This window comes from Bacteroides sp. AF25-38AC (genome assembly GCF_003602995.1).
Taxonomy (GTDB): domain Bacteria; phylum Bacteroidota; class Bacteroidia; order Bacteroidales; family Bacteroidaceae; genus Bacteroides; species Bacteroides uniformis.
The window spans coordinates 1-13,106 of the sequence record NZ_QTMD01000054.1 but is presented as its reverse complement, the minus strand read 5'-3'; the positions used below and the strand labels follow the sequence as shown (position 1 = coordinate 13,106).

Here is a 13,106-nt window from a genome sequence, read left to right as displayed (position 1 = left end):
TGACTATATTTCAATAATTTCAAAGAACTATTTATCCACTTTTACGGGACAGTAGTGAAACATTTTGTTAGTTCAAAAAATACGGCTTATCTTTGCGTTTATTAAACGAACGTCTATTGAACGCTTTTCTACTTCTAATTCGTTCGGTGACAACGTTTTATAAGCACTTGTCTGCAGATACGGTTCGAAAGAGTAAATGACTCAATCGGACCGCGAAGCGTACCCCAAAACAAACTTCCGATTATTTATTAAACTTCTCCAAGTGGTTGAAACACAGAAATATTGGTTCGCAGCCCGTACACTAAGCAAACAAGAATTTGCAGTTAAGAAGCGTATCGAAAATCTTAATTTGGAGGAAGGTATTGATGTGGAGTGTTATCTTCCCACTCGAACTGTAATCTCACAGTTGAAGTACCGTCGGAAGCGTAGCGTGGTTCCGGTTGCCCGTGGATTGATTTTTATTCATGCCACCAAACAGTCTGCTTGTGACATACATAATGTTTATGGTGTTCAGGTTTTCTATATGAAGGATTTTTCCACTCATTCCATGCTGGTTGTTCCCGATAAACAAATGCAGGATTTCATGTTCGTCATGGATTTGAATCCCGAAGGTGTTTGTTTTGACAATGAACCTCTTACCGTTGGCAAAAAGGTTACAGTTGTCAAAGGGGAGTTTAGCGGCATTGAAGGTGAAATCGCCACAGAAGCCAACAAGACTTATGTTGTTATCCGCATTACGGGTGTTTTAGTAGCAAGCATTAAAGTACCCAAATCCTATCTGAAGGCAATTAATGACTAAGCGACTCTCTGTCATCCTAATCTTCTCGAAAGATATTTTTTCTTCCCGATAAATAATAAAAAATCAATATAAAGATGAATTCTTTACTTTCCCGTGCTCTTGAGCTTCAACGGATGGCTCATGAACTTATGTATTTGGATACGAATGGTAGTCCTATTTATTCTGATGAATTCTGTCGTTTAAATAAAGAAGTTCTGACCCGTTCCGATTCTTTATTTTCCGAACAAAGCTCTGATATTGAAGAAGAGGGAAATCTGTGTCTTGCTCTGCTGATGGGGTATAATGCCACTATCTATGATAATGGAGATAAGGAGCGGAAAAAACAGGTTATTTTGGATCGTATCTACAATATTATGAGTCAACTTCCGGCATCTTTATTAAAAATGCGTTTACTGACATGGGGATATAGTGAAACGTATGATGAAGAATTGGCTCATGAAGCACATCAACTTATTGAAACGTGGAATATTTCAGACTTAACGGATGAACAGAAGGAAATAATAGAAGAATTGAGAAATTTCGAGGAGAATCAATATCCGTGGGAAGAAGTGCAAGAATAAATTTCCGCAAATCTATCAGGTTCTTAATATTACAATTATAATCAATGAAAAATTTTGCATTAATTGGAGCGGCGGGTTACATTGCTCCCCGTCATCTGCGTGCCATCAAGGACACCGGAAACCGCTTGGTTGCGGCTTATGATAAATTTGACAGTGTTGGGATTATGGATAGTTTTTTTCCGGAAGCATCCTTTTTTGTCGAACATGAATTGTTTGACCGTCACTGTACGAAACTGAAAGGTACTGACAAGCAAGTTGATTATGTCTCTATTTGTACTCCTAATTATCTTCATGATGCACACATGCGTTATGGGTTGCGTTTGGGGACTGATGTGATTTGCGAAAAGCCCTTGGTCTTGAATCCTTGGAATGTGGATGCCTTGGAAGAAGTGGAGAAAGAAACCGGACACCATATTTATACAATACTTCAACTTCGTCTGCACCAGTCTATTATTGATTTGAAGAAGAAAATAGAGAACGGTCCTAAAGATAAAATTTATGATGTGGACTTGACGTATATCACTTCACGTGGCAATTGGTATTATACAAGCTGGAAAGGTGATGTACACAAGAGTGGGGGAATTGCGACCAATATCGGCGTGCATTTTTATGATATGCTTTCATGGGTGTTTGGTCCTGTAAAGAAGAATATTGTTCATGTATATACACATGACCGTGCAGCAGGATATCTGGAGTTGGAAAGAGCGCGTGTCCGTTATTTTTTAAGTATAAATTCAGACAATCTTCCTGAAAATGCAGTACAAGGGGAGAAGCTTACTTATCGTACAATCAATATTGACGGTGAAGAATTTGAATTCAGCAAAGGTTTTACGGAATTGCACACTGAAAGCTATAAGGATATTCTTGCCGGTAAAGGTTTTGGTATTGAGGATGCACGTAATGCAATCAATATCGTGTATGATATTCGTCATGCAGAACCCATCGGTTTGAAAGGTGACTACCATCCTTTGGCAAAACTGCCTTTAGCCAAACATCCATTTGGGTGGTAAATAATTCTTGAGAATGAAATGGTTATGGATATGAAACTTCAAATGGTTGACCTTCATGGTCAATATTTAAAGATAAAAAAGGAAGTGGATACGGGTATTCGGCAAGTCATTGAAACTTCTGCTTTTATTAATGGCCCTCAAGTAAAAGAATTCGCTTCCAATCTGGCAACTTATTCCGGTTGTAAACATGTAATAACTTGTGGTAACGGGACAGATGCTCTTCAGATAGCATTGATGTCTTTAGGCTTGAAACCGGGAGATGAGGTTATAGTGCCTGCATTTACGTATGTTGCTTCTGCAGAGGTGATTGGCCTTTTAGGTTTGATTCCTGTGATGGTGGATGTAGATTATGCCACTTTTAATGTGACAGCTGCCAATTTGGAAAAGGCGCTAAGCCCGAAGACAAAGGCTATTATCCCGGTACATCTTTTCGGTCAGTCTTGTGATATGGAGCCTATCATGCAGTTTGCTGTAAAACATCACTTGTATGTTGTGGAGGACAATGCACAAGCCATCGGTGCTACATATACTTTTTCCGATGGCACTAAGAAACATACCGGTACCATTGGTCATATAGGATGTACTTCATTTTTCCCTTCAAAAAATTTGGGCTGTTATGGTGATGGAGGAGCAATCCTTACCAATGATGATGTATTGGCCGAACAGCTTCGTATGATAGCCAATCATGGTCAGCGGATAAAGTATCACCATGCGGTTATCGGATGTAATTCTCGTCTGGATACTGTTCAAGCTGCGGTTTTGAACGCCAAATTGAAACATTTGGATGAATATTGCCTTGCTCGCCGTGAAGCGGCACAATATTACACTTCACATTTGAAGGATGTGCGAGGCATCATTACGCCGGAAGAGTTGCCTCAAAGTACTCATGTTTATCATCAATATACTTTGAAGGTATTAGATGGTAAACGTGATGCCTTGAAACAGCATTTGGCAGATGCCGGTATTCCTAGTATGATTTATTATCCGTTGCCCTTACAGCAACAAGAGGCATTCCAAAAAATAACACGTGCTGCAGAGTCTTTGGATAATGCTGAAAAATTGGCATATTCCGTTCTTTCCCTTCCTGTTCACACCGAACTGACTACTGAGCAGCAGGATTTGGTTATTGATAGCATAAAAGATTTCTTTAAATAAATACACCTATGCAAGATTTTTTTGCTCATGAAACAGCAACCATCGATGATGGTTGCCGGATTGGTGCGGGTACAAAGATATGGCATTATAGTCATATCATGTCCGGATGTGTGCTTGGAGAAAGATGCAATATCGGTCAGAATGTGGTGATTTCTCCAGATGTGGTATTAGGGAATAATGTAAAGGTTCAGAACAATGTATCAGTCTATACTGGTGTGACGTGTGAAGATGATGTTTTTTTAGGTCCTTCTTGTGTCTTTACCAATGTTACCAATCCTCGTAGTGCTGTCAACCGTAAATCCGAGTACGCCAAAACTCATGTTGGCAAAGGTGCCACTATTGGTGCCAATGCCACCATCGTTTGTGGACACGATATTGGTGAATACGCATTTATCGGTGCCGGTGCGGTAGTTACTAAAACTGTTCCTGCTTATGCTTTATTGGTTGGTAATCCTGCCCGTCAGATGGGTTGGATGAGTGAATACGGTCATAGGCTTGACTTTGATGAAGATGGGGTTGCAGTTTGTCCGGAGAGTAAGGAACGTTATCGGTTGAAAGAAGGTAAGGTTGCTAAACTTTAATTTTTAGTTCTTTAATTTTTAATTTTTAATTTTGTTTGAAGGTTATGTATAATAAGTTAGTAAATAAAGAGGCTAAACTGGCATTGGTCGGTTTAGGTTATGTAGGTTTGCCCATTGCTCTGGAATTTGCAAAGAAGATTTCAGTAATTGGTTTTGATATAAATGAGTCACGTTTGGCAAAGATGCGCGAGGGGATTGATCCTTGTGGGGAACTGGATGGTTCAGCCTTTGAAAATGTAGATATAGAGTTTACTTCCTCTATTGAGAAGTTGAAGGAAGCTTCTTTCTTCATTGTAGCCGTTCCTACTCCAATTGACAAATACAATAAGCCGGATTTGACCCCGTTGTTAGGTGCTTCCCGTTCAGTAGCTAAAGCCTTGAAACCGGGTGATTATGTAGTTTATGAATCTACGGTCTATCCGGGCTGTACGGAAGACGACTGCCTTCCCATTTTGGAAGAGGTAAGCGGATTGAAAGCCGGCATAGATTTTAAATACGGCTATTCTCCGGAGCGTATCAATCCGGGAGAAAAGGTGCATACTCTGCCCAACACGATTAAGATTGTTTCTGGTTGCGATTCAGAAGCTTTGGATGTTGTGGCCAAAGTATATGAGCTTGTAGTAAAACCGGGCGTCCATCGTGCACCGAATGTAAAAGTTGCTGAAGCGGCAAAGATTATTGAGAATACTCAGCGTGATGTCAATATTGCCTTGATGAATGAGCTTTCCATTATTTTCAGCCGTATAGGTATCAATACTTACGATGTGTTGGAAGCTGCCGGAACCAAATGGAACTTTTTGAAATTCTATCCGGGTTTGGTAGGAGGGCACTGCATCGGCGTCGACCCTTATTATTTGGTTCAGAAAGCCAGCGAGTTGAAATATCATTGCCAGATAATCAGTGCGGGCCGTTATATAAACGACAGTATGGGCGGATATATCGCTAAGAAGCTCGTAAAGCGTTTGATATCATTAGGCAAGGGTGTACTTGGTGCCCGTGTCCTTGTGATGGGGGTTACTTTCAAGGAGAACGTAGCGGATATCCGTAATTCAAAAGTTGTTGATATTATTAATGAACTCAGGGACTTCGGGTGCGATGTAGATGTGGTTGATCCACACGCAGACAGTGATGAAGTTCAGAAAGAATACGGTTTCCGATTGGTGGAAAAACCGCGAGATAATTATGATGCAGTGGTTGTAGCTGTGGCTCATGATGAATACAAGAATCTGGATGATAAATACTTCAAGGGTATGACGTACGATCATGCGGTGCTTGTGGATATTAAAGGAATGTATAGAGATAAGATTCATTCGTTGAAGTATTGGAGTTTGTAGTGAAAAGACTATCTTTGCGGTAGATATAAATACAAAAAGAGGAGTGAACTTTGCTCTTTGGTGAAAAATAGGAGGATATAATGATGACTACGGATGACATGTTGAAATTAAAAGCTGTTACTCTCTATATTTTAAAGCAATGTGGCGAGTTGGATTTCATCCATTTGTTCAAAATTCTATATTTTGCGGAGCGCCAACATTATGCTACTTACGGGAAGCATCTGGTGAAGGATACGTTCTGTGCGTTGGAGCGTGGTCCTGTTCCTTCTTTTTTGTATGATGCCGTGAAGGTTGCAACAAATTCGGCTCATGCTGTAAAAGGTTCCTTGTTGCAGCAATTAGCGGATTCATTAAAACCGGGAAATGCAGAATGTTACTATTTTATAGGAGCTGCCGAAGAACCGGATATGGATGAGTTGAGTAAGGCTGACCTTGCGTGTTTGGATGCTTCCATAAAAGAAAATTTGCAGAAGGATGCAAAGCAATTGTCCAAAGATTCGCATGATGTAGCTTGGCAAACGGCATGGGATGCAAGGAGTGCATCACCTATGAATCCGCTATTGATGGCTCAGGCAGGAGGCGCAACTTCCGGATTTGTAGAATATCTGAAAGAACAATCTGAGATTGACGATTATTTGCAGGGCAGATGAAGAAAGGAACCTTTGAAGACCTTTTACCGCAAGAAACGGTAGAACGCATGTTGCTGTCCAATGTATCTGTTGGTGAGGTGTTCAGAATGCACTTGGGGAAAGAAGAGAACATCAAGGGTAAGAATCCGGGAGATGATGGCCGCAATAAATATTTTGTTGTCTTGGGACATGATTTAGATGGAAATGCCATAGGAGTTGTTATTATAGACACAAAAATAAATCCTAATTTGCCTCTAAGACGGCAACAGATGCACTATCAATTGTCTGCAAAGAAATATGCTTTTCTAAAAGAGAAAGATCGTTTTGTAGATTGTTCTGATTTGAAAACGATTACTGGTAAGCGTTTTAAAGAACTGTTTGGGAACGATAAAGCTAAAGGTATCATTATGCAAGATGACCTCGAACTGATTAAAGGTGCTGTGATTAGCTATGAAGATGCTTCGCCTAAAATGTTAAGGCGTTTTGGATTATTGCTTTAAGTATGTGTTTCCTTTGTTGATTACTATTCTGATATGAGTTCCATAGAAAAATTAATGTTGCTTGACGAATTTTTCGCATTGCGCAAAGCTAATCGGGAAGAGAGGGAAAAACTTTGAGAGAAATCTACCTACTAGATAGGATGTTTGTTTTGGAGTATTTGATTTTTTTATGGATTTGACAAAAGATGTGGGACCATGAGAATCTGCTTAATGATTATCAGAATAAATGCTAGTGATATTTAAAAAGGGGGGCACTTTTGCTTTGCTTTATAATTTATAGAGGTCATAATTCAAGCTGTGTCAGTTCTTAATCCATTGAGTAAATCATATTTTACTTCGGATAAACACTTGAATATCAATATAAATACAAGTAGTAATCTACTGATAAAAAGAAAAATGCAAAGATTGACACAGTTTAAATTACGTCCCCCCTAATTTTAATATTTTATCTTTCTATAGTTTGCTATCTTGTAATGGCTAAAAAAGCATTAGTTTTAATTACTAACTCTTTCCCTTTTGGTAAAGGAGAAACTTTTGTAGATAATGAAATTCGCTATTATAGCAAGTTTTATCCTGTTTACGTTGTTTCTATAGATAATGTTTGTCCACAGCGCTTTTTGAACATCCCTAATAATATTAGCATTTATCAAATGCCTAAATTGAGTAGATGTAATAAAATAATCTGGTATCTACGTTCTCTTCTCAGGCAAGTCTTTTATGAAGAATTACTATTTTTGCTAAAAGAAAGAAATTATTTTTTTTCGAGACTGCATTCTTTGATTGCATTTATTGGTTTAGGTGAAAGGGTGTTTATTTTTCTAACAAAGAATATATCTAATAAAATTGAAGGACATGATACGGTCTGTTATAGTTATTGGCTGCATCATGGAGCTTATGCTGCAGTTCGTTTTAAGAAAAAGTTTTCAGCAAGAGCAGTAGCTCGGTGTCATGGGTATGATTTATATGCAGATAGGTATATCTCTAATTATTTACCTTTGAGATTCTATTTATCAAGTTACCTGGATGTTATATTTCCAATATCTAAGCATGGCTTGGATTATTTAAAAGGTAATATTTTTATTTCTAAGAGTTGTAAACTAGAAGTTTCTCGTTTGGGCACTTTTGATTATGGAATTAAAAGTAATGTACATTTGGAAGGAACACTTCGATTGGTATCTTGTTCTTGGATTGTGCCAGTCAAGAGGGTTCATAGGATATTAGAAACATTGCAACAAATAGTTGATATAAATATTGAATGGACACATATTGGTGGAGGAGCATTAAAAGAGAGGTTGGAATTAGATATAGAAAAACTACCTAAGAATATAAAAGTAAATTTGCTGGGGGAATTGACATCTACAGATATTTATAAATTATATAAGGAAAACTCTTATCATATTTTTGTGAATGTTAGTGAATCAGAAGGTATTCCTGTTTCTATTATGGAGGCTTCATCTTTTGGCATTCCTGTGATTGCGACCAACGTGGGTGGAGTGGGAGAAATTGTAGAAAATGGGTATAATGGTTTATTACTGAATAAAGATTTCTTGAATAGAGATTTGAGTGTTTGTTTGAAATCTATTGCTTGTATGGTAGATAATGATTATCAGACTTTAAGAAAACATGCTAGAGAAATGTGGGAAGAAAGATATAATTCTTCTGTGAATTATAGCAAATTTGTGCGAATATTGAATGAGTTGTTTTGACTTTAAGGACTTTATAAAGATATATAGAGATGGAAAAGCAGACGATAGGTTGGATGTTTATGTTGTCGGGAAAAAATGGAATTGTCCGGGTGAAGGTAAATTTTGATGATAGATTTAAGGATGATAAGTTTTATTGTGATAACGAGAAGATTACTATTGTTTCTGATGGGGTGATTTTAAATAAGTCGGAGCTGTTCGCAAAATATAAGGTTACAACTCTTGAGGATTTACTTTTTTTATTATTAAAAAAAGATGAATTTACTTTTTTTAAAGAATTTATAGGCCCATTCAATGGATTTTATCGTAATAAAGAAACTGGAGTGCTTATTGTTTGGGGAAATCAGACGGGTGATAGTGCTCCTTTTTATTATGTAGGAGTGGATGGTAATGTTGTAGTTAGTAATAAATTTAACTTGGTATATGAAGAGTTAAAGCGGAATGGAATGGTATATTCGTTTTCGGATAAAGCCGCTTACCAATTGCTTTCTTTCGGTTATATGGTAGATGATTCTACATTCTTAAAAGAGGTGAAGAGGGTGAGAGCTGGAAAGTATTTGTTTGTGAGTGAGAAAGGAATGAATATCAAGGAATGGCATCGTTTTTCCTATAAAGTAAAAATAGATATGGGAATGAACGAGGCGATAGAGTTAATTGATCAAGGTTTCAGAAAGGCTGTTAAACGTTGTTTTGACAAAGATACGGAGTATGGATATAAATATCATTTGGTGGATTTAAGTGGTGGTTTAGATTCTCGAATGACAACTTGGGTTGCTCATGATATGGGTTATAGAAATATTGTTAATATCTGTTATTCACAATCAACTAGTCTGGATTGCCAATATGCAAAAGATGTTGCCCACTTTTTGGGTAACCAATTTTATGTAAAGTATTTGGATGAAGCTTCGTTTGTGCGAGAAGTGGAGGAAGTTACGAAAAAGAATTTTGGCATGGGATATTATGCGGGAATTACCGGGGGAAATCAGTTTTTGAAATTTTTGAATTTTAGAGTCTTGGGTTTAGAACATACAGGGCAATTGGGGGATTTGATTGTAGGAGGAGGATATTTAAAATCCTTACGCGAAGATACAATAGATGTGAATGGAATTAAATATTCCAATAGGGTTTCATGTGAAGATATAAATGTTTCGGGATATGAGGGCCATGAATTGATGTCTCTTTATCTTCGTGGTTTTCAAGGTGCATTATCAACTCATTATATTCGTTCGAATTATACATATGCTGTTTCTCCTTTTATTGATCCAGAGTTTATAGATATTTGTTTTTCTATCCCTAAATGTTTGCGTATATATAACAGGCTTTATTGGACATGGATTAATAAAAAATATCCGATGGCGGGTAAAATTCAATCTACTCGTAAGCAAAGGACTCGTTTTTTTATTTTTCAGAAATTGATGCAGCTTGTTCAAGGGGGATTTCGCAGAGGCTTGCACATAATTGGAAGTCGCCATTTTAGCCATAATAAGCGTGATATGAATCCTTTTGAATTTTGGTATGCTACAAATCCTGGAATAAGGAACTTTGTTAACACTTATTATGAGGAACATATTCATTTATTAGATGGATACAAGAAGTTACAAGCGGACTCTATGATGCTTTTTAATCAAGGGAGTGTGATTGAGAAGTTACAGGTTTTGACAATACTTGCTGCGAGAAAGATTTATGCGTAATAATACGGTAATTCTTATTAAGAATTTGGCACAACGTGGCTTGATGCATATGTTTGGTGCGAATGTCTTTAATAAAATCATTTCTTTTTCAGGAACTATTTTGTTAGTCCGCATTTTATCAAAGGGAGAATATGGGGTATATGCTTATGTCCAAAATATTTTGTCTTTTTTTTTGTTATTGAACGGTTTGGGAGTCGTTTCAGGGTTGTTGCAATATGGTTCAGTGTATAGGAATTCTCCTTTGATGTACGCATTTTTTAAATACGGTTTAAGAAGGGGAGTGATCGCAAATATTATATTGGCTTTTGGAATCGGATTATTTGGTTTGTTATTTGTCAAAGATTCTTCTACAAGTATTTTATTTGTGATTATTTCTTTTATACCTGTCTTTACAATTATTTATGAGATTTTCCAAATTTATAATTTAGTACTTCGAAATAACAAATTTTATTCTTTATATACTTCTTTGAATACAGTATTGGTTATGGGAGGGACTGTAGTTGGAGCATATTTTTTAGGTGTGAAGGGAATTTTTGCTTTTACTTATATTGCTTTGTTAGGTTGTATTGGGGCAGGAATGGTTTATTTAAAAAGAGGTGGGTGGATATGGTGTGATGCAAGAGTTGTAATAACAAAGGAGGAGGCATCAGAGTTTAATCGTTTTTCATTAGTTTCAATGTTCAATAATGGGGTATCATTTTTGGTTTATATTATTGATGTTTTTCTTATTGGGGTTATTACTGAAGATATGAATGTTCTAGCATCTTATAAGACAGCTACACTTATCCCTTTTGCTTTGACGTTTATTCCTTCGACTATAATGACGTTTGTTTATCCTTACTTTGCCAATCATCAAAATGATAAGAATTGGGTGCGCAACCATTATATGAAATTACTAAAATATTGTTTGGGATTAAATTTGTGTATTTCTCTTTTTCTTATTTTTTTCTCAAAGTTGATTGTTCAGATTTGTTTTGGCAAAGAGTATTTGGACTGCGTATCCATATTTATTGTTTTGGCGATCGGTTATTTCTTTACAGCCTCTTTGCGGATTCCAGGAGGAAATGTATTGGCTTCTTTAGGGAAAATTAAAGTGAATTTTTATATTACGGTTGCTATGGGGCTTTTTAATATCATAGCAGATGTGGTTCTAATATATTGGATGGGAAGTATCGGGGCGGCAATAAGTACGTTGTCGGTGTTTTTATTGTCTGGTCTTGTGTCTAATCTTTATTTGTACAGATATTTGTTGTCAAAGTAATTATATGCGGAGAATACGAACGGCATATCTTTTCTTTTTCTTATTTCTCGGGCTTTTCAGTTTCGTAATAGGTTTATTGTATCAAGTGTATCTTTTTTCATTAGGAGCTATATTTTCGGTTTGGATATTAAGTATGATCTATGCAATAGCAGACCTAAATAAACGATATGTATTTGCTCTGTTTAATGTTACATTTTTTACTTTTTTATTGAGTAGATTGTTTATTTCTCCCATTTTCGGTGAATTACAGTCAGAAGAAGGATTAAATTTTAGTTCTCCGCAGATTATAAATCATATTTTGTTTTCCCTGTATTTAAGTTTATTTTTTTTATTTGTTGGATTCTATATGTTTCAAGATAAGCGGATTGTGTGGTTTAAGCAAAAAGAAAGGACTAAGTATGCTTCGGACATTGTAAAATTCCGGAAAAAACTGTTTTTGCCTTTTCTTTATGTATGTGCAGTTGCTGCTTGTTGTATCAATATTGAAAAAATGTTGTTTGTTCTGTCTAATTCTTATTTGAGTTATTATACAGATTTCAGTTCTAGACTTCCTCATTTCATTGGGTTTATAGGTAGTTCATTTAATTTGTTTTTTTTCTTGTATTTATCGACTATGCCTTCGAAACGGGAATTGAAATATCCTTTTTTAGTATTTCTATTAATTAATACTTTATCATTAGGGTACGGACAGCGTAACGGAGTCGTTTTAGCATTTTGCTTTTTGATTGCTTATTTGATTCTGAGAAATACGGTAAATTCTGGTGGTAAGGTATGGTTTGGCAAACGTGAATATATTATTTGTGGTATAATAACTCCTTTTGCCCTTTCTTTTTTACTTGCGTTCGGGTATATACGAAATGAGCTAGATCATGAATCAAAAAATATTTTTGATTCGGCAATTAGTTTTTTTCAAGGTCAAGGGGTTAGTGTAAATGTCATCGGTTATGCAAAAGAGTGTGAGGGGACGTATCCTGAAACGAATATCAGTTATACATTCGGACCTATTATACAGGAGCTTAAACATAATCCTGTTAGCAATTTTTTCGGGTTGTTTCCTTTTTATAAGTCACAGGAATTAGAAGCTGTTTATCATAATAATAATTTTGGAGCAACGATTACTTATTTGGTAGATCCTCAACGTTTTTTAGGTGGAGGTGGGTTGGGAAGTTCATATATAGCAGAGGCATGGGTTGATTTTGGATATGTCGGAATTATTGTGGTGAATTTTGTATTCGGAATCCTTTTGTCACAGTTGCATAAATGGTTTAGACAGGGTGGTTTTATAGCCGTGATGGGGATGCTAATGTTTTCAGGGTTATTATATGCTCCACGTGGATCAGTATCGGATTGTATATATCCGATTATAAATTTTAGAAATGCATTTTTGCTTGTTTTCATTTATTTAATATTGAAAACGTTTTATAAAAATAAAAAGAAATGGAGAAGAGTATACAGAGGATGATTTTTCATATTCCCATGAGAATTAATCGGGAACGGGCTTCTGCAAGTTCAATTCGTCCTGTCAAGATGATTGAAGCATTTGAAAGATTAGGTTACGAAGTCATATTAATTGAAGGAAATGCTTCTCAACGTAAAAAACGAATAAAAGAAATAAAACACAATATTAGAAAAGGTGTAACTTATGATTTCTTGTATAGCGAATCCTCGACAATGCCAACTTTATTGACTGAAAAGCATCATTGTCCTACTCACCCCTTTTTAGATTTCTCTTTTTTTTCATTTTGTAGAAAACACGGAATTAAAATTGGCTTATTTTATCGGGATATTTATTGGAAATTTGAACTTTATGGCTCCTCTATAAAAAGTAAGCGACTGCTCAACTACATCTTGTGTATTCGATTTTTTATTGAGGTGCACTCCAT

General features: G+C 36.2%; 12 protein-coding genes and 1 pseudogene. All 13 read left to right on the top strand.

Features of this window, described 5'->3' with window-relative positions; all coding sequences use genetic code 11:
• The first annotated feature begins 262 nt into the window (after window positions 1-262).
• Window positions 263-799: a UpxY family transcription antiterminator gene (locus DWY55_RS20935; protein ID WP_034526121.1), complete on the top strand. Its 537-nt coding sequence runs from the start codon at window positions 263-265 to the stop codon at window positions 797-799.
• Between the two features lie 74 nt (window positions 800-873).
• Window positions 874-1,359 carry a UpxZ family transcription anti-terminator antagonist gene (locus tag DWY55_RS20930; RefSeq protein WP_005831269.1) on the top strand — a complete coding sequence of 162 codons (486 nt, stop codon included), beginning with the start codon at window positions 874-876 and terminating at the stop codon, window positions 1,357-1,359.
• A 44-nt stretch (window positions 1,360-1,403) separates the two neighbouring features.
• Window positions 1,404-2,369 (top strand): Gfo/Idh/MocA family oxidoreductase, encoded by a 966-nt coding sequence (locus DWY55_RS20925; protein WP_005831267.1) that lies wholly within the window; start codon window positions 1,404-1,406, stop codon window positions 2,367-2,369.
• A gap of 18 nt (window positions 2,370-2,387) precedes the next feature.
• Window positions 2,388-3,524: a DegT/DnrJ/EryC1/StrS family aminotransferase gene (locus DWY55_RS20920; protein ID WP_005831265.1), complete on the top strand. Its 1,137-nt coding sequence runs from the start codon at window positions 2,388-2,390 to the stop codon at window positions 3,522-3,524.
• A gap of 8 nt (window positions 3,525-3,532) precedes the next feature.
• A complete protein-coding gene (locus DWY55_RS20915) occupies window positions 3,533-4,105 on the top strand; it encodes an acyltransferase (protein WP_005831263.1) in 573 nt (190 codons plus the stop codon).
• A 44-nt stretch (window positions 4,106-4,149) separates the two neighbouring features.
• Entirely contained in the window at window positions 4,150-5,439 is a 1,290-nt protein-coding gene (locus DWY55_RS20910; RefSeq protein ID WP_005831261.1) for a nucleotide sugar dehydrogenase, read from the top strand.
• 80 nt (window positions 5,440-5,519) lie between these two features.
• Window positions 5,520-6,089, top strand: coding sequence for a Panacea domain-containing protein (locus DWY55_RS20905; protein ID WP_005831259.1), 570 nt, complete (start codon window positions 5,520-5,522; stop codon window positions 6,087-6,089).
• Complete coding sequence (locus DWY55_RS20900; RefSeq protein WP_005831258.1) at window positions 6,086-6,568, top strand: hypothetical protein; 483 nt, start codon at window positions 6,086-6,088, stop codon at window positions 6,566-6,568. The genes DWY55_RS20905 and DWY55_RS20900 overlap by 4 nt, the downstream gene beginning before the upstream one ends.
• A 473-nt stretch (window positions 6,569-7,041) precedes the next feature.
• The gene (locus tag DWY55_RS20895) at window positions 7,042-8,274 is read left to right on the top strand and encodes a glycosyltransferase (protein ID WP_005831256.1); all 1,233 of its coding nucleotides are present in this window, start codon (window positions 7,042-7,044) and stop codon (window positions 8,272-8,274) included.
• A 29-nt stretch (window positions 8,275-8,303) separates the two neighbouring features.
• Complete coding sequence (locus tag DWY55_RS20890) at window positions 8,304-9,962, top strand: asparagine synthase-related protein (RefSeq protein WP_117878504.1); 1,659 nt, start codon at window positions 8,304-8,306, stop codon at window positions 9,960-9,962.
• A gap of 25 nt (window positions 9,963-9,987) precedes the next feature.
• Window positions 9,988-11,223, top strand: coding sequence for an oligosaccharide flippase family protein (locus tag DWY55_RS20885; protein ID WP_165859022.1), 1,236 nt, complete (start codon window positions 9,988-9,990; stop codon window positions 11,221-11,223).
• A gap of 4 nt (window positions 11,224-11,227) precedes the next feature.
• A complete protein-coding gene (locus DWY55_RS20880) occupies window positions 11,228-12,685 on the top strand; it encodes an O-antigen polysaccharide polymerase Wzy family protein (RefSeq protein ID WP_005831241.1) in 1,458 nt (485 codons plus the stop codon).
• A pseudogene (locus DWY55_RS20875) lies at window positions 12,661-13,106 on the top strand (glycosyl transferase family 1); the annotation flags it as partial. The gene DWY55_RS20880 and the pseudogene DWY55_RS20875, both read left to right, overlap by 25 nt.

Bases quoted from the DNA above. Each gene is read 5' to 3' on its own strand.
- DWY55_RS20890 (WP_117878504.1), top strand. From the start codon at position 8,304: ATGGAAAAGCAGACGATAGGTTGGATGTTTATGTTGTCGGGAAAAAAT.
- DWY55_RS20880 (WP_005831241.1), top strand. From the start codon at position 11,228: ATGCGGAGAATACGAACGGCATATCTTTTCTTTTTCTTATTTCTCGGG.
- DWY55_RS20915 (WP_005831263.1), top strand. From the start codon at position 3,533: ATGCAAGATTTTTTTGCTCATGAAACAGCAACCATCGATGATGGTTGC.
- DWY55_RS20910 (WP_005831261.1), top strand. From the start codon at position 4,150: ATGTATAATAAGTTAGTAAATAAAGAGGCTAAACTGGCATTGGTCGGT.
- DWY55_RS20905 (WP_005831259.1), top strand. From the start codon at position 5,520: ATGATGACTACGGATGACATGTTGAAATTAAAAGCTGTTACTCTCTAT.
- DWY55_RS20920 (WP_005831265.1), top strand. From the start codon at position 2,388: ATGGTTATGGATATGAAACTTCAAATGGTTGACCTTCATGGTCAATAT.
- DWY55_RS20900 (WP_005831258.1), top strand. From the start codon at position 6,086: ATGAAGAAAGGAACCTTTGAAGACCTTTTACCGCAAGAAACGGTAGAA.
- DWY55_RS20925 (WP_005831267.1), top strand. From the start codon at position 1,404: ATGAAAAATTTTGCATTAATTGGAGCGGCGGGTTACATTGCTCCCCGT.
- DWY55_RS20930 (WP_005831269.1), top strand. From the start codon at position 874: ATGAATTCTTTACTTTCCCGTGCTCTTGAGCTTCAACGGATGGCTCAT.
- DWY55_RS20895 (WP_005831256.1), top strand. From the start codon at position 7,042: ATGGCTAAAAAAGCATTAGTTTTAATTACTAACTCTTTCCCTTTTGGT.